The organism is Pseudomonas sp. PSB18 (assembly GCF_014596565.1).
Lineage (GTDB): Bacteria > Pseudomonadota > Gammaproteobacteria > Pseudomonadales > Pseudomonadaceae > Aquipseudomonas.
The window spans coordinates 1-15,736 of the sequence record NZ_NOIN01000017.1; the positions used below are offsets into that span (position 1 = coordinate 1).

Annotated in this window: 14 protein-coding genes; 11 read left to right on the forward strand and 3 right to left on the reverse strand. The window is 62.1% G+C overall.

Annotated elements, in window-relative coordinates; translation table 11 throughout:
• The coding region (locus CGA22_RS25975; RefSeq protein WP_188258749.1) for a hypothetical protein at nucleotides 1-205 on the reverse strand (205 nt) is incomplete at its 3' end.
• A 531-nt stretch (nucleotides 206-736) separates the two neighbouring features.
• Between CGA22_RS25975 and CGA22_RS25980 the strand changes: the two genes are divergently transcribed.
• Nucleotides 737-2,347: an inorganic phosphate transporter gene (locus CGA22_RS25980; RefSeq protein ID WP_041020018.1), complete on the forward strand. Its 1,611-nt coding sequence runs from the start codon at nucleotides 737-739 to the stop codon at nucleotides 2,345-2,347.
• 130 nt (nucleotides 2,348-2,477) lie between these two features.
• On the opposite strand, the gene CGA22_RS25985 is transcribed toward CGA22_RS25980, so the two are convergent.
• A complete protein-coding gene (locus CGA22_RS25985; protein ID WP_041020015.1) occupies nucleotides 2,478-3,416 on the reverse strand; it encodes a LysR family transcriptional regulator in 939 nt (312 codons plus the stop codon).
• 112 nt (nucleotides 3,417-3,528) lie between these two features.
• On the opposite strand from CGA22_RS25985, the gene CGA22_RS25990 reads away from it, so the two are divergent.
• On the forward strand, nucleotides 3,529-5,046 hold the full coding sequence (locus tag CGA22_RS25990; RefSeq protein ID WP_041020014.1) for a CoA-acylating methylmalonate-semialdehyde dehydrogenase: 1,518 nt from the start codon (nucleotides 3,529-3,531) through the stop codon (nucleotides 5,044-5,046).
• Between the two features lie 76 nt (nucleotides 5,047-5,122).
• Here the strand turns inward: CGA22_RS25990 and CGA22_RS25995 are convergent, their stop codons facing one another.
• A complete protein-coding gene (locus CGA22_RS25995; RefSeq protein WP_041020013.1) occupies nucleotides 5,123-6,046 on the reverse strand; it encodes a LysR family transcriptional regulator in 924 nt (307 codons plus the stop codon).
• Nucleotides 6,047-6,158: 112 nt separating this feature from the next.
• Here CGA22_RS25995 and CGA22_RS26000 point away from each other — a divergent pair, with 112 nt between their 5' ends.
• The 9 genes from CGA22_RS26000 (at nucleotide 6,159) to CGA22_RS26040 (ending at nucleotide 15,732) form a co-directional block, all read left to right on the forward strand.
• The gene (locus CGA22_RS26000; protein WP_041020012.1) at nucleotides 6,159-7,154 is read left to right on the forward strand and encodes an aldo/keto reductase; all 996 of its coding nucleotides are present in this window, start codon (nucleotides 6,159-6,161) and stop codon (nucleotides 7,152-7,154) included.
• Nucleotides 7,155-7,234: 80 nt separating this feature from the next.
• Entirely contained in the window at nucleotides 7,235-7,402 is a 168-nt protein-coding gene (locus CGA22_RS26005; protein ID WP_156996812.1) for a hypothetical protein, read from the forward strand.
• Nucleotides 7,403-7,499: 97 nt separating this feature from the next.
• On the forward strand, nucleotides 7,500-9,374 hold the full coding sequence (locus CGA22_RS26010) for a 3-dehydroquinate synthase (RefSeq protein ID WP_188258750.1): 1,875 nt from the start codon (nucleotides 7,500-7,502) through the stop codon (nucleotides 9,372-9,374).
• The gene (locus tag CGA22_RS26015; RefSeq protein ID WP_041020010.1) at nucleotides 9,371-10,261 is read left to right on the forward strand and encodes a UbiA family prenyltransferase; all 891 of its coding nucleotides are present in this window, start codon (nucleotides 9,371-9,373) and stop codon (nucleotides 10,259-10,261) included. The genes CGA22_RS26010 and CGA22_RS26015 overlap by 4 nt, the downstream gene beginning before the upstream one ends.
• On the forward strand, nucleotides 10,258-11,031 hold the full coding sequence (locus tag CGA22_RS26020; protein ID WP_041020009.1) for an EboA domain-containing protein: 774 nt from the start codon (nucleotides 10,258-10,260) through the stop codon (nucleotides 11,029-11,031). Before CGA22_RS26015 ends, CGA22_RS26020 begins: the two co-directional genes overlap by 4 nt.
• A gap of 37 nt (nucleotides 11,032-11,068) precedes the next feature.
• Nucleotides 11,069-11,953 (forward strand): TatD family hydrolase, encoded by an 885-nt coding sequence (locus tag CGA22_RS26025; RefSeq protein WP_041020008.1) that lies wholly within the window; start codon nucleotides 11,069-11,071, stop codon nucleotides 11,951-11,953.
• Complete coding sequence (gene eboE / locus CGA22_RS26030) at nucleotides 11,950-13,179, forward strand: metabolite traffic protein EboE (RefSeq protein ID WP_041020007.1); 1,230 nt, start codon at nucleotides 11,950-11,952, stop codon at nucleotides 13,177-13,179. The genes CGA22_RS26025 and eboE overlap by 4 nt, the downstream gene beginning before the upstream one ends.
• Nucleotides 13,169-14,623: an alkaline phosphatase family protein gene (locus CGA22_RS26035; RefSeq protein ID WP_041020006.1), complete on the forward strand. Its 1,455-nt coding sequence runs from the start codon at nucleotides 13,169-13,171 to the stop codon at nucleotides 14,621-14,623. The genes eboE and CGA22_RS26035 overlap by 11 nt, the downstream gene beginning before the upstream one ends.
• Nucleotides 14,593-15,732, forward strand: coding sequence for a hypothetical protein (locus tag CGA22_RS26040; RefSeq protein ID WP_041020005.1), 1,140 nt, complete (start codon nucleotides 14,593-14,595; stop codon nucleotides 15,730-15,732). Before CGA22_RS26035 ends, CGA22_RS26040 begins: the two co-directional genes overlap by 31 nt.
• Nucleotides 15,733-15,736: the final 4 nt, after the last annotated feature.

The following is a 15,736-nucleotide window of genomic DNA, read 5'->3' on the forward strand; positions in this document are numbered from 1 at the left end:
TCGGCACACCGTTGCCTGCCTGACCGAGGCTGGTGCCCGGCGCACTGACGACGATGCCGTCGGCCTGAGCCCACATCGGTTGCCAGAACATGACGTTGGCCAACAGGAACGCCAGGCCGCGCTTGGGTATGCCGCAGAACAGGTCGCGGGTTTTCAGGGCCGCAGAAGGTTGGCGGGCCAGCAAGGCGTATTGGCGGTCGTCCATGATCAGGTCTCGTTGCAGCAATTTTAAAAGGAGTACGCCCGGCACTTCGCGCTCGGTCAGGGCGTCCGAGCCTTCCAGATTTGGGGGGGCGAAGGGGGGGGTGGCCATCAAAATAGTGGCGCAATGGTAAAGAGCCATCATTTTGGCGTCAACTTTGTTTAGTCAGAAGAGAGGGACTTCGTCGAAAAGCCTGCTTTCGCAAGCCAGCCAGTCCCCCCTGTGGGAGCGAGCCTGCTCGCGATGACGACGGCTGCACATTCGACATCAATGCAAGCTGATCCAGCGCTATCGCGAGCGGGCTCGCTCCCACAAGGGATAGGGGTGTACTCGGGCTTTTTGAATACCCTCGCCTGAATCAGTTACCTCGCTAACGCCGGTCACCATCCCGTAACAAATTGTGAATAGCATTTTCATTGGTACTCACAACCCGACCCTTCCGCCATGCCGGCAGCAGTACATCCACCACGAGCAGCTTGATTGCAGTGGCAAAGAGAGCCGGAACTGCGTTTCTTCCATGAACCGGATGTCATCATGACCACCCCGACCCTCGTCTCAGATTCGATAAGCTCCATCTCAAGGCCGCAGCTCAACCGCAAACCGAGCATGCTGACCCTGATCGTATTTTTCGCGGTGTTGGCCACCGGACTGTTGTTCACCGCCTACAGCCTGGTGCGTGACATGGGCGAATTCGGCACCGTGGTCACCACCTGGACGCCGTTCCTGCTGCTGGGCGTGGCGCTGTTGATTGCGCTGGGTTTCGAGTTCGTCAACGGTTTCCACGACACCGCCAACGCCGTGGCGACGGTGATCTACACCAACTCCATGGCGCCGAACGTCGCGGTGGCGTGGTCGGGGTTCTTCAATTTTCTCGGGGTGCTGTTGTCCAGCGGTGCGGTGGCCTTCGGCATCATCGCCTTGCTGCCGGTGGAGTTGATTCTGCAAGTCGGTTCATCGGCCGGTTTCGCGATGATCTTCGCCCTGCTGATCGCCGCGATCCTGTGGAACCTCGGCACCTGGTGGCTGGGCCTGCCGGCGTCGTCCTCGCACACCTTGATCGGCTCGATCATCGGCGTCGGCGTGGCCAATGCCCTGATGCACGGCCGTGACGGCACCAGCGGGGTGGACTGGGCCCAGGCGGCCAAAGTCGGCTACGCCTTGCTGCTCTCGCCCCTGGTGGGTTTCGGCTGTGCCGCGCTGCTGTTGCTGGCGCTGCGAGCCTTCGTCAAGAACCGCGCCCTGTACAAGGCACCGGAAGGCAACACCCCGCCACCGTGGTGGATTCGCGGCATGCTGATCGCCACCTGCACCGGCGTGTCGTTTGCCCATGGCTCCAACGACGGCCAGAAAGGCATGGGGCTGATCATGTTGATCCTGGTGGGAACATTGCCGATGGCCTATGCGTTGAACCGCACCATGCCTGCCGATCAAGCCTTGCAGTTCGCCGCCGTGGCCGAAGTCACTCAGCAAGCCCTGGTCAAAAGCGCACCGCAACCGGCACCGGCAGATCCCCGGGCGATCCTCTCCGATTTCGTTCGCAGCAAGGAAGCCACGCCGCAACTGGTGCCAGCCCTCGCCGCCCTCACCGGCGCCATCGGGGCCGAGGTCAAGGGCTACGGCTCATTGGCCAAAGTGCCCGCCGAAGCCGTGGGGAACGTGCGTAACGACATGTACCTGACCAGCGAAACCATCCGCCTGATGGACAAGAACAAAGTCGGCCACTTCGACGCCGATACCAGCGGCAAGCTGCAATTGTTCAAGCAGCAGATCGACAACTCCACGCGGTTCATTCCGCTGTGGGTGAAGATCGCGGTAGCCATCGCCCTTGGCCTCGGCACCATGGTCGGCTGGAAGCGGATCGTGGTGACGGTGGGCGAAAAGATCGGCAAGACCCACCTCACCTACGCCCAGGGCGCCTCGGCGGAAACCGTCGCGATGCTGACCATCGGCGCTGCCGACATGTTCGGCTTGCCGGTGTCCACCACCCATGTTCTGTCTTCGGGGGTGGCCGGGACTATGGTCGCCAATGGCTCGGGCTTGCAGATGCGCACGATCCGCAACCTGCTGATGGCCTGGGTATTGACGTTGCCGGCGGCGATTCTGTTGTCGGGCAGTCTTTATTGGTTGTTGACCCAATTGTTCTGACGTACCCGACCTGATCTGTGGGAGCCGAGCTTGCTCGCGATAGCGGTGTGTCAGTCAACGACCTTGGCGGCTGATCCACCGCTATCGCGAGCAAGCTCGGCTCCCACAAGTGTTTTGCATCGACACATAATCAATCCGCCACAAATCCCTGCGCAAACGTCTCCCGCAGCCAGGCCGTAAACACACTCACCGCTCGTGGCACATGGGCGGAGTAAGGGCGAATGGCAAACAAGTGGGAAGCGAAAGCTCCGGTCGACTCCCATTCGGGCATCACCTCGACGAGCTTGCCGTCACGCAGCGCGGCTTGCGCGCTGAAGTCCGGCAGCAAGGCGATCCCCAATCCGCAGAGTGCCGCCTCGCGCAACGCTTCGCTGTTGTTGGCGGAAAATACGCCGGTCACCGGCACCGTTATACGAGGATGATCGGACGCCGCATGCCTTGGCACGAAGTGCCAGGCCGGCTGATCCTGGCGGGGATAGTAGAGACAATCCTGATCCACCAGCATGTGGGGCTCCGTTGGAGTCCCGCGACGTTCCAAGTACTCACGAGTCGCCACCAGAACGGTGCGGGTGCGGCAAAGCGGCCAGGCAACATGGGTATCCGGTGGGGTCTGTGTGTGGCGAATGGCGAGGTCGAACCCTTCCATCGCCAGGGCGCTGATGTTGTCCGACATGGACAGTTCCACGCGGATCTCCGGGTAGGCCTGAAAGAACGTCGCCAACCGGGGGACCAATTGCTGCCGGGCCAATGCGACAGGCGCCGTGATCCGAAGCAATCCCCGCGGCGTTTGTGCAAGGTCCTGGACGCCGGCAAAGCTATGGGCGATTGCACCGAACGCGGCGCGGGTTTCCTCGACCAGGCCACGACCGGCATCCGTGAGGCGCACGCTGCGCGTGGTTCGCTGTACCAGGGCAATCCCTGCCTGCCGTTCCAGCTCGGCAATGTGCTGACTCATCGCCGCCTTACTGACCCCCAGGCGGCGTGCCGCCGCGGTAAAACTGCCCTGCTCCGACAATACGGTGAGCCAATGGAGCTGGTTCCAGGGAATGTCGAGGAGTGACTTTTTCATAAGGTGATTGTTTGCCGATGTGAACAATGAGTTCAATCTTAGACGGCTAGGCGCGCTAACGCACCCTTCCTACACTCCCGAGGGTTCCCACCCCCCTCATCGGAGAAACTGCATGACGGATCCAATTGCCCCAATCGATCACTACATCCACGGTCGTCACGTCCCGAATACCTCCGGGCGCTCTCAAGACGTCTTCAACCCAGCCACCGGCAAGGCCACCGGCCGTGCGGGCCTGGCCGGTGTCGATCAGGTCAATGCCGCCGTGCAGTCCGCCGCCGAGGCATTTCCCAAGTGGGCCGACACGCCGCCGATACGCCGCGCCCGCGTCATGTTCAAGTTTCTCGAGCTGCTGAACCAACACCGCGACGAACTCGCCCGGTTGATCACGGCGGAGCACGGCAAAGTGTTCACCGATGCCCAGGGCGAAGTATCCCGGGGAATCGATATCGTGGAGTTCGCCTGCGGCATGCCCCAGCTGCTGAAAGGCGATTTCACCGAGCAGGTGTCGACCGGAATGGACAACTGGACCGTTCGCCAACCGCTGGGTGTGGTGGCCGGCATCACGCCGTTCAACTTCCCGGTGATGGTGCCCATGTGGATGTTCCCGGTGGCTATCGCGGCGGGCAACACCTTCGTGCTCAAGCCCAGCCCGACCGATCCGTCACCGTCGCTGTTCATTGCCGACCTGTTCAAGGAAGCCGGCTTGCCGGACGGCGTGTTCAACGTCGTGCAAGGCGACAAGGAAGCGGTCGATGCACTGCTCGATCACCCTGAAGTCAAGGCCGTGAGTTTTGTCGGCTCGACACCGATTGCCAACTACATCTACGAAACCGGTGCCCGCCAGGGCAAGCGCGTACAAGCGCTGGGCGGCGCGAAGAACCACATGGTGGTGATGCCTGACGCCGACATCGACCAGGTGGTCGATGCGCTGATCGGCGCGGCCTTCGGTTCTGCCGGCGAGCGTTGCATGGCGATCTCGGTGGCGGTGTTCGTCGGGGATGTCGCCGACAAAGTCATGCCGAAACTGGTGGAACGCACCCAGGCGCTGAAGATCCTCAACGGCATGAACCTGACGGCCGAAATGGGCCCGATCGTGTCGAAAGCGGCTCATCAACGCATCACCGGTTATATCGAACAGGGCATCGCCGAAGGTGCGCAAATGCTGGTGGACGGTCGCGACTTCCGAGGAAACGAGGCCGGCGAAGGTTGCGAAGAGGGCTTCTGGTTGGGCGGCACGCTCTTCGACCACGTCACGCCGCAGATGAGCATCTACAAGAACGAGATCTTCGGTCCCGTATTGGGATGCCTGCGGGTCAACGACTTGAAGGAAGCCGTCGACCTGATCAACGCCCACGAATTCGGCAACGGCGTTGCCTGCTTCACCCGCGACGGCAACGTAGCCCGGGAGTTCAGCCGGCGCATCCAGGTCGGAATGGTGGGTATCAACGTCCCGATCCCGGTGCCCATGGCATGGCACGGCTTCGGCGGCTGGAAACGCAGCCTGTTCGGCGACATGCATGCCTATGGCGAAGAAGGCGTGCGTTTCTACACCAAGCAGAAGTCGATCATGCAGCGCTGGCCCGAAAGCATCGGCAAGGGTGCCGAGTTCGTGATGCCGACGGCGAAATAACAAATCCGCCGTGACCGTGAGCCCTGGCGCGACTACTCCGGTAGTCGGCGCCGGGAGCCGCCTGCGGTCACGACCATTAGATCCTTACCATCCACTCCCCGTGCAACTCCGCTTCCCCGTGCAACACCTCGATCACCCAGTCGATGAATACCCGCACCCGTGGCGACAGCTGTCGGTGAGGTGGGTACACGGCCGAAATCGGCCACAACGGCACCGCGTATTCACTCAGGACCTGCACCAGGCGTCCCTCGGCCAACTGCCGCTGGACGTGGTAACGCGGCACCTGGATCAGGCCGAATCCCGCCTCGCAGGCGCTGACGTAGGCATCGGCATTGTTGACGGTCAGCTCGCCCGGCATCTGCAACTCACGCACCTGCCCTGCCACCTCGAATTCGAAGGGGAAGTATCGCCCATTGCCGGACGCGAAGCTGATGGCGCGGTGCGCCGCCAGGTCCTCCAGTAGCCGAGGCGTGCCCGAACGAGCCAGGTAGTCAGGGCTGGCGCAGGTCAACTGATGCAATCGCACGATGGGCCGTGCCACCAACGCCTGGTCGGTGATATTGCCGGCGCGGATCGCGCAATCCACGCCTTCGCGCTGCAGATGCACTTGCCGGTCGTGAAAGCCGATGTCCAGTTGCAACGCCGGGTAGCGCCGATAGAAGTCCGGCAGGCGCGGCAGGATCCAGTTGCAACCGAAAGCGATGGGCATGTCCACCCGCAAGGTGCCGCGAGGCTGGCTCCGTTGTGTCGACAGTGAACCTTCGAGGTCATCCAGATCATCGAGCAGTTGGCCGCAGCGCTGGTAATAGGCTTCACCATCGAGCGTGGCGCGCACCTGTCGCGTGGTGCGCTGCAACAGTTGCACGCCCAGGTGCGCTTCGAGCTGTTGAATCAGCAGGCTGACGGTGGCCCGGGGCAGTTCAAGGTCATCGGCGGCCTTGCCGAAACCGCCCAGCTCGACAATGCGCCGAAACACTTGCATGGCCTGTAAACGGTCCATTGGTCGCTCTCACTATTCAGAAATCACGAATAGTTAAACCAATATTCGTGGATTTATCCATGCAATCGTTTACCGGAAACTGAGCGTGTCATTCATCTGCAGGAGCAACATCATGAAAACCCGCCAACTGGGCCACCAAGGTCCCCACGTTTCCGCCATCGGCCTGGGCTGCATGGGCATGTCGGATTTCTACACCACCGGCGTTGACGAACGGGAGTCGATTGCCACGCTGCATCGTGCGCTGGAGCTGGGGGTGACGATGTTTGACACCGCCGATATGTACGGCCCCCACACCAATGAAGAGCTCCTCGGCCGGGCCTTGAAAGGCAAGCGCGACAGCCTCTATCTGGCGACGAAGTTCGGACTGGTGCGCAGCAGCGATCCTCATGCCCGTGGCGTCAATGGTCGTCCCGAATACGTCAGGCAATCCGTCGACGGCAGCCTCAAGCGTCTGGGTACCGATTACATCGACCTCTACTACCAACACCGCATCGACCCCCAGGTGCCCATTGAAGAAACCGTCGGGACCATGGCCGAGCTGGTCAAGGCCGGCAAGGTCCGTCAGATTGGTATTTCCGAGGCCAGCGCCGAAACCATCCAACGGGCGCACGCGGTGCATCCATTGGCGGCGGTGCAAAGCGAATATTCGTTGTGGTCCCGCGAGCCCGAACACAATGACGTGCTCGATACCTGCCGTCGCCTGGGCATCGCGTTTGTCGCCTACAGTCCGTTGGGCCGGGGCTTTCTGACCGGCGAGCTGAAGACACCGGAAGACTTCGCCGCCGACGACTATCGCCGCTTCAACCCGCGCTTCCAGGCAGACAACTTCAATCGCAACCTGCTGCTGGTAGAACGGGTCAAGGCGCTGGCCGCGGACAAACACATCAGTGCTTCACAACTGGCCCTGGCGTGGGTGTTGGCCCAGGGCGACCATGTCATCCCGATCCCGGGGACCAAACAGCGCAAATACCTGGAAAGTAATGTGGCGGCTGCCGATGTGGTCTTGAGTGCCGATGAACTTGGCCTGCTGGATGAGATTTTCGGCGCCAACGAGGCGGTGGCAGGCGAACGATACGATGCCCAGACGATGACGTTGCTGAATGGTTGAATGGCGAGGCACGGCTGACATCACCGTTGGCTGATCCACCGCTATCGCGAGCAGGCTCGCTCCCACAGGGTCCTTGGCGTATGCAAATGCTGCATTCACCAGCAACCACTGTGGGAGCGAGCCTGCTCGCGATGGCGGCGGCACATGTGGCGAAAAAATCACTTTGCCATCAAATCGCCTTGCAAAAAGACGATGCCCGACTAGATTCAAAACTGTCTTCACCAGCGCAGCCCAACGCCCCTGGGTGAGCCCCTCAAGCGAGAGCCTCTATCGACCTGAAAACCACCAGACGCTTTTAGATTACTGACACGGAATGAGTCAAAAATATAAAAGAGGGATGCTTTGATGAAGCGTAGCCGGTGGTTTCGTGCACTCTCGCAAAAAGGTCCAGCCACGCCTTTCTGGCTGTCGCTGATCTGCTTCGCAGGCCTGGTGATCGCCAGCTTCGTGCTGTTCGAACAGCAAATCCAGGACGTCCTGACCCATCTCAACCTGTACCTGCCTACGACGCCGTCCCAGAAACTCAACCTGGCGTTGTTGCTGATCGCCCTGCTGACGCTGGACGTAGTGTTGCCGGTGCCGTCGAGCATGGTTGCGCTGCTGGCCGTGGCGATGCTTGGCAGCGTCGGTGGTTACCTGGTGATTTTCCTCGGGCTGTGCCTGGGGGCCGGGCTGGGTTATGCCTTGGGGGCCGGTTATTTCCGACTGCTGTCCGGCCGATTGGGTCTGCATCAGCGTCAACCGGGGCAACTGGGATATCGGTTGGGCACGCTGTCATTGATCTGCCTGCGGGGTGTGCCGGTGCTGGCGGAAACCTCGGTGGTGGCGGCCGGGATGCAACGCTACCCGTTGCGTGCGTTCGTGCCGGTGATTGTCCTGGCCAATGCCGGCCTGGCGCTGGCCTACAGTGCAATCGGCACCTTCCTCGTCGAGCAGAATGCGTTGCTGGTGACCCTGCTCGCCAGCATGGTCTTGCCCGGGTTGTTCATCGCCGGGTACAGCCTGTTCAAAAACCTGCGCAAGCACGACACCGAGCAACCCCTGCGCGGACGTTTCGAGGTCAGTTACGACTACCCGGTGATATTCACCGATCATCTGTTCGACCCGCTCAATCCGTGCCTTCACCGCCAGCTTACCGCTCGACAACGAGGCCCGGTGACGGCCCTGGTGTTCGCCGACGAACAATTGCTGCACAGCGTCCCCTCGTTGCGGCAGCAGATCGACGCCTACTTCGCCGCCCACCCCGCAGACCTGAATCTGCAGGCACCGCCGATTGCGGTACCGGCCGGCGAACTGAGCAAGGATTCACAAGTGCTGCAGCAACTCTACAGCGACATGCTGCAGCATGGCCTGGACCGGCATTGTTATGTGCTGGCCCTGGGCGGTGGTGCGGTGCTGGATGCGGTGGGCTATGCCTGCGCCACTTTTCACCGCGGCATGCGCCTGATCCGTATCCCGAGCACGGTGCTGGCCCAGAACGACGCGGGCATCGGCGTGAAAAACGGCATCAATGCCTTCGGCCAGAAGAACCTGCTCGGTGCGTTCTACCCCGCCACGGCGGTGATCAACGATTTCCAACTGCTGATCAGCCTCAGCCATCGCGATCAGATCGCCGGGTTGGCCGAAGCGGTGAAAGTCGCGCTGATCAAGGACCAGGCTTTCTTCCAATGGATGGAGCAACAGGCCGACGCCCTCGCCCGCTTCGATCACGCCGCCAGCCGCTATGCCATTCGCCGCTGCGCCGAGCTGCATCTGGCGCACATCACCGGGGCCGGCGACCCGTTCGAACGCGGTAACGGTCGCCCGTTGGACTACGGCCACTGGGCGGCGCACAAGCTGGAAAATCTCAGTCATCACCGGCTGCGCCATGGCGAAGCGGTGGCAGTGGGCATCGCCTTGGACAGCCTTTACGCCAACGCCCTGGGCTTGTTGGGCGATGCCGACAGCGAGCGCATTCTGCGCCTGCTGCTCAAACTCGGCTTCAGCCTCAACCCAGCGGAATTGAACCTCAAGGATGCACAGGGTCGCTCGCAGGTGTTGCTCGGGCTGGAAGAGTTCCGCCAGCATCTGGGCGGGGAGCTCTCCATCCCCATGCTCAACCGGATCGGCGAATCGCTGGACCTGCATGAGATCGATGCCGCTCGAATGGAACAGGCATTGCAGCGGCTGTCCGCCCTCGGCGATCCGGCGCTCACCCTGAACGAAGGCTGCGCGCAATGAGCCAGGCACCGCTGAATATCAAGACCTGGATGACCCTGGGCCGGGTCTCCAACCTGCCCACGGTGTGGACCAACACCCTGGCCGCCGCCCTGCTCGCCAGCAGCGCCGGAGCGTTGGCGCCGCCGTCGTCCCTGGTGTGGCTCCTGCTGCTGGCCGCCCTGTCGCTGCTGTACCTGGCCGGCATGTTGTTGAATGACCTGCTGGACGCCGACTGGGACCAACAACACCACAATCCCCGCCCCATCACCCTCGGCCTGGTCAGCCGCCAGCAGGTACGGTTGGCCACGGCGTTGTTGCTGATGCTCGCTGCTGCGGCACTGCTGGGCCTGAGCCGGCTGATCGATCAACCACACTGGATGCTGGGCAGCGCGACCCTGCTGGTGGGCTGCATCCTCGGCTACAACGTGCTGCACAAGAAATACGCCCACAGCGTCTGGCTGATGGGCGCCTGTCGCTCGGCACTCTACCTCACGGCGGCGGCCAGCCTGGCGATTCCGCCGGGGCCGATCTGGCTGTGCGCGATGCTGCTCGGCGTCTACATCAGCGGCCTGACCTATCTGGCCCGCCAGGAACACCGCAATCAGTTGCTCAGCCGCTTGCCCCTGCTGCTGATGCTGAGCCCGTTGGTGCTGGCGTTCTACTCCAATAGCCTCTGGTTCTGGCCGGTCATGCTGCTCTGGCTGGGATGGCTGGGCCGCAATTACTGGCGTCATCTGGCGCAACCACGGCAACGGCAGGTTCGGGCGTTCATCGGCGCCGGCCTGGCGGCCTTGCCGCTGTTCGATGCCCTGGTGCTGGCTGTGGCTGACCAGCCACTGGGCAGCCTGGCCTGTGTCCTGGTGTTTTTCCTGCTCCCACACTTCCAACGCTGGATCAAACCGACATGAACACGGACGTTACCGCGCCGTCATCGACGGCCTTTGAAATGCGTCACGATTGCCTCGCTGAACATCGCCAGTTGCTCACGCAGCAGCTCGACGACGCCGAACGGCAGTGGTGGATTCAGGCCCAGGAACAGCTTGCCCAACGCCCGGACGCGACGACCACGGCGCTGCTGAGCAGCCAGTGCAAGCGTCATCTCAAGAAACATGCGCTGCCCGGCAAGACCGACTGGAGCACTGTGCAGCTCACACGGGCATTGTTGCTGGCCCAGGTGCTGGGGCAACAGCCCGCCGCCGAGCAGTTACCCTTGCTCCGCCAGCTGTTCCTGTGGGGCGACGACCAGGAAAAGATCGCGCTCTTGAAGGCCCTCGACTGGCTCGACAGCCAGGGAGCGTGCGTGGAGTTGGCGCTGCAAGCCGGACGCACCAGCAACAGCCAGGTGTTTGCCGCTGTCGCCCTGGACACCCTTTATCCGTCACGTCACTACGACGACCGGGCCTTCCATCAATTGGTGTTGAAGGCCCTGGGCATGGGACTCGATGTGCGGCGCCTGCTCGGTCTGACACAACGGCGCAGCGTCAGTCTCAACCAATTGGCCCTCGACCTGCTGGCCGAACAGCTCGCCGCCGAACGGACGGTGTCCGCCGGGTTGCCGCGGGTCATCGACTTCGACCTGCTCAGCCCGGCGCAACGCCAGCGCCTGGTCGGCCTGGGCCGGCAGCAACGCCTGCCACCGGAGTGGCACGACGACCTGGCCCACATCTCACTGAACTGATGCTCAACGGTTCCCTGCTTCTTGATGAGGACTCACCATGCCCAAGTACTTCGATCCGCATATTCATATGGTCAGCCGCACCACCGATGACTACCAGAACATGGCGGCCGCCGGCATCACCGGGGTCATCGAGCCGGCCTTCTGGCAGGGCCAGGCCAGGACCAGTGTCGGCAGTTTCATCGACTACTTCGATACTCTGCTGGGCTGGGAGCGCTTTCGCGCCAGCATGTTCGGCATCCATCATTTCTGCACCATCGGCCTCAATCCCAAGGAAGCCAACGACCTGTCGATCGCCAACGAGGTACTGGAGATCCTGCCGCGCTACCTGGTGAAAGACGGCGTGGTCGCGGTCGGCGAAATCGGCTACGACGACATTACCCCGGAGGAGGATCGCTTCCTCGCCGCGCAACTGGAACTGGCCCGGCAGTTCAATCTGCCGGTACTGGTGCACACCCCACACCGCGACAAGATCGGCGGCACCAAGCGGACCCTGGCGGTCATTCGCGAAGTCGGGATTGACGAACACCTGGTGATCATCGACCACCTCAACGAATTGACCCTGCCCCTGGTGTTGGAAACCGACTGCTGGCGCGGCCATTCCATCTACCCCAATACCAAGATGTCGGAACAGCGCATGGTCGCCCTGTTGCAGGAATACGGCACCGAGAAAATGGTGGTCAATAGCGCCGCCGACTGGGGCATCAGCGACCCGCTCAAGGTGCCGAAAACCGGCCAGGCCATGCTGGCGGCCGGCTTCAGTGAAGCACAGGTCGAGCAGGTGCTGTTCCACAACCCGGTGGACTTCTTTGCTCAGAGTGGCCAATTGGACAAGACCCTGGTCAGTACCCCGTTGCCCATCGACCAGCGTCGGCAGTGGCAGGAAAACTCCGCCCTGCGTGGTCAGGAACCGGTGATCAAATGAACGTCGGCATGGGCTGGCAGGCCGCGCAGGTCGGCTATTGCAGCAACGTGCACCCGACCCGTGACCTGGCCGGGCTGCGGTCTTCCATCGAGCAGCATTTCAAGGGCGTGCGCATGCTGCGCAGGCTCGACGAACAGGACAGCGGCCTGTGGATCAGCGCCCTCGCCGCCGCCGAACTACAACAAACCTCGGCGCGCACGGCCTTCCTCGACCTGCTGCGATGCAGCGGGTTGCGCCTGACCTCGCTCAACGGCTTTCCCTACGGCCAGTTTCATCAGGGCGCGGTGAAGGCCGAGGTCTACCTGCCCAGTTGGGCCGATCCGAAGCGGCTGGTGTACAGCCTGAACCTGGCGAGGATCCTTGCCGAAGCCTTACCGGTGGACTGCCACCAAGGGGTCATTTCCACCGTGCCGCTGGGGTACGCCGCCCACTGGAATGCAATCTTGCACCGGCGCGCCGAACATCAGTTGCGCCAACTCACCGCCTCGCTGCACAGGCTGCATCAGGAGACTGGCAAGAAGATCGTGTTCTGCCTGGAGATGGAGCCGGACTGCGTGCTGGAGCACACCGAGCAGGCCATCGCCTTCTTCCACCGCCTGCAAGCCAGCGATCCGCACCATGACCATCTGGCGCTGTGTTTTGACGTGTGCCATCAGGCCGTGGTCTTCGAGGACTGTTATCAGTCGCTGGACAAGCTGCGCCAGGCCCGGGTACCGGTGGGCAAGATTCAACTGTCCAACGCCTTGATCTGCCAGCTGCCCCAGGATCTCGAGCGCCGCGAACAGGTCCTCAAGACCCTGGGCGATTTTGCCGAAGCCACCTACCTGCATCAGGTGAAAGCTCGTGACGGGCAGGATCGCCTGGCGGCCTGGGCGGACCTCCCCGCCGCCCTCGAAGAATGCGCAAAAAACCCGGAGCAACACCCCGAGTTGCGGATTCATTTCCACATTCCGCTGTTCAGCGAACACTTGCTGTTGCCCGAACTCAGCGGCAGCCAGATCGCCCTGGCACAGACCTTCAATTTCCTCGCCGGCCACGAAGACTTTCGCCCGGTATTGGAAGTGGAAACCTATAGCTGGGGCGTCCTACCCGAGCAACTGCGCCCCGCCACCGCACATGCCCAGCTCCAGGGCATCGCCAGGGAGCTGCGCTGGGTCGAAGAGCAACTGCGCCAACGGCAACTGCTGCTGCCTCAAGCGCGGGAGGCGTATGCCAATGCCCTCTGAGCGCCCGCGCCAGCCGCTGCTGCTGATCAACGTGGTGGGGCTGACCCCGGCGTTGCTGGGCGCGTCGACGCCACACATCAATGCGCTGCTGAAGACGGCCAGGATGGCCACCCTGCAACCGGTGTTCCCGGCCGTCACCTCGTCGGTACAAGCCTCGATCCTCACCGGGCTGACACCCTCGGAACACGGCATCGTCGGCAACGGCTGGTATTTTCGCGACCAGGCCGAAGTACGTTTCTGGCTGCAACCCAACGCACTGATCCAGGGTGAGAAGGTCTGGCATGCGCTCAAGCGCCAGCTTCCCGGATTTCGCTGCAGCCAGTTGTTCTGGTGGTACAACATGTACGCGGACGTGGATGCCGCCATCACCCCTCGCCCGCACTACCCCGCCGATGGCCGCAAGCAGTTCGGCCTGTATTCGGCACCGCCCACGTTGCACGAACGTATCGAACAGCAGAACGGCGAGTTCCCCTTCCCTGCCTTCTGGGGGCCGGCCGCCGGCATCGCGTCGAGCCGCTGGATCGTCGACTGCGCCATCGCCGAATTCGCCATCAACCGTCCCGACCTGCAACTGATCTACCTGCCTCACCTGGACTACAGCCTGCAACGCCTGGGCCCTGATCATCCGTCGATTGCCGGTGAAGTGCGTGCCATCGACAGTGAGGTGGGCCGTCTGCTGGATCTTGCCCAGGCGCAAGGCGCAGCGGTGATGTTGCTCTCCGAGTACGGCATCGAGGCCGTCCGCCAATCGGTGTCCATCAACCGGTTGTTGCGTTCGGAAGGTTTGTTGCAAGTGCGTCAATCGCTGAGCTGGGAATTGCTCGACCCCGGCGCCAGTGCCGCGTTCGCCGTCGCCGATCATCAGATCGCCCATGTCTATGTGAAACAGGCGCAGGACATTCCTCGGGTCAAGGCGCTGTTGCTGCGCCAACCCGGCATCGAGCAAGTGCTGGATAAAGCCGAACAACGGGCCTGGCACCTGGACCATCCGCGCAGCGGCGAGCTGGTGGCCGTGGCCGAGCCGGGGCACTGGTTCGATTATTACTACTGGTTCGACGACCGCAAGGCCCCCGACTTTGCCCGCACCGTGGACATCCACCGCAAGCCGGGCTACGACCCGCTGGAGCTGTTCATCGACCCGGCCATTCGTTTCCCAAAACTGAAAGTGGCGCGGCGCCTGCTGCAGAAGAAGCTCGGTTTTCGCTACTACATGGACCTGATTCCCCTGGACACCGGACTGGTTCGCGGCAGCCATGGACGCCTGCCCGAGAGCGAGCTGACCGGCCCGCTGCTCATCACCAATTGTGATCTGCCATTGCCCCAGCAGCTTGCGGCCACGGCGGTGAAACAACTGCTCCTGGAACACTTCCTGGGGCGCTCTCACACCGACACGGCCAATGCCAAGGAGCTTCCATGCGGCGAGCCATTACCATCACAGTTCTGAGTGCCCTGGCCGGATTGGCCCAGGCCGAGAACACCGGCCCCTTCAACTGCGACAAATTCCTGCAGTTCGGAACGAACGTCGACCAGACCCGATCCGCGTTCAACACCAGTCCCGAAACCATGGCCTGGAACTGGTTCGTCTGTTTGAACCGGGCCGACGTCAACGGCTACAACCGACAGTGGGAGTTGTTCAAACCTTCTGATCAGGTCTATCTGGCCAATGGCGCCAACCCCGGTTCTTATGACAGCCGCATAACCCCTCCGGCTGAGGTGACCAGGCAAGCCCGAGCCCTGGGGCTGAATTCGAATCGTCTGCTGCATAACCTCAACGCCGTGCAGCAGGTCGACGGTCTGAGCCTGGAAATGGGCGGCAAAGCCGTGCCTGAGGCACAAAAAGGTCACGTCGTGCGCTTTCAACTGCTGATGGGCCAGGACACCTACGACTACATCGTCAAAAACAACGTCTACAACGTGAATGGTCAAGCGGCCCTGACGAGCAACCTGAACTTTCCGGCCACGGCCTGGGAGTTGAAAGCCTCCTGGCTGTGGATCGGCACGGACACGAACTACAAGACGCAACTGGAAAAAGACGGCTACTACGTGGCCCAGGCCTACTACGCCGTGGGCTCCAGTTATCAGGTCGGTTATGCGGCGTTGAGTGGTTTGCATGTCGTCAACAAGCTGGACGCCAGCTGGGTCTGGACCACCTTCGAAAACATCAATAACCACAAGTACACCGTGACCAAGGGCCATCCACCCAAGCCGATGACAAACCTCACCGGGCCGACACCGGATGCCATACCGGTCAATACGCGGTTCCAGGCCAGTAACCCGGCGCTGTCGAAGTACGAGCTGATCGGCGTGGAGTTCCAGCCCATTACCCAGGTCCTGGCGAACTCGCAGCTGGAATCGGCATTCCAGGACTCGTCGTCCTGCCTGGCCTGTCACAGTACCGCCGCCTACTCGAAGAAAGACGGCTACTTCAATTTCGCCATCCCGAGTTCAGGGGGTCTCACCTACCCCACTGCACCGCTGCCGGACAAAGCCTTCAACGGCTACAACAAACTGGACTTTGTCTGGTCGCTGAAACGCGCCCAGTGGAAACGCTAAGGAG

Coding starts and splice junctions, on each gene's coding strand:
- CGA22_RS25980 (WP_041020018.1), top strand. CDS start 737: ATGACCACCCCGACCCTCGTCTCAGATTCGATAAGCTCCATCTCAAGG.
- CGA22_RS25985 (WP_041020015.1), bottom strand. CDS start 3,416: ATGAAAAAGTCACTCCTCGACATTCCCTGGAACCAGCTCCATTGGCTC.
- CGA22_RS25990 (WP_041020014.1), top strand. CDS start 3,529: ATGACGGATCCAATTGCCCCAATCGATCACTACATCCACGGTCGTCAC.
- CGA22_RS25995 (WP_041020013.1), bottom strand. CDS start 6,046: ATGGACCGTTTACAGGCCATGCAAGTGTTTCGGCGCATTGTCGAGCTG.
- CGA22_RS26000 (WP_041020012.1), top strand. CDS start 6,159: ATGAAAACCCGCCAACTGGGCCACCAAGGTCCCCACGTTTCCGCCATC.
- CGA22_RS26005 (WP_156996812.1), top strand. CDS start 7,235: ATGCAAATGCTGCATTCACCAGCAACCACTGTGGGAGCGAGCCTGCTC.
- CGA22_RS26010 (WP_188258750.1), top strand. CDS start 7,500: ATGAAGCGTAGCCGGTGGTTTCGTGCACTCTCGCAAAAAGGTCCAGCC.
- CGA22_RS26015 (WP_041020010.1), top strand. CDS start 9,371: ATGAGCCAGGCACCGCTGAATATCAAGACCTGGATGACCCTGGGCCGG.
- CGA22_RS26020 (WP_041020009.1), top strand. CDS start 10,258: ATGAACACGGACGTTACCGCGCCGTCATCGACGGCCTTTGAAATGCGT.
- CGA22_RS26025 (WP_041020008.1), top strand. CDS start 11,069: ATGCCCAAGTACTTCGATCCGCATATTCATATGGTCAGCCGCACCACC.
- eboE (WP_041020007.1), top strand. CDS start 11,950: ATGAACGTCGGCATGGGCTGGCAGGCCGCGCAGGTCGGCTATTGCAGC.
- CGA22_RS26035 (WP_041020006.1), top strand. CDS start 13,169: ATGCCCTCTGAGCGCCCGCGCCAGCCGCTGCTGCTGATCAACGTGGTG.
- CGA22_RS26040 (WP_041020005.1), top strand. CDS start 14,593: ATGCGGCGAGCCATTACCATCACAGTTCTGAGTGCCCTGGCCGGATTG.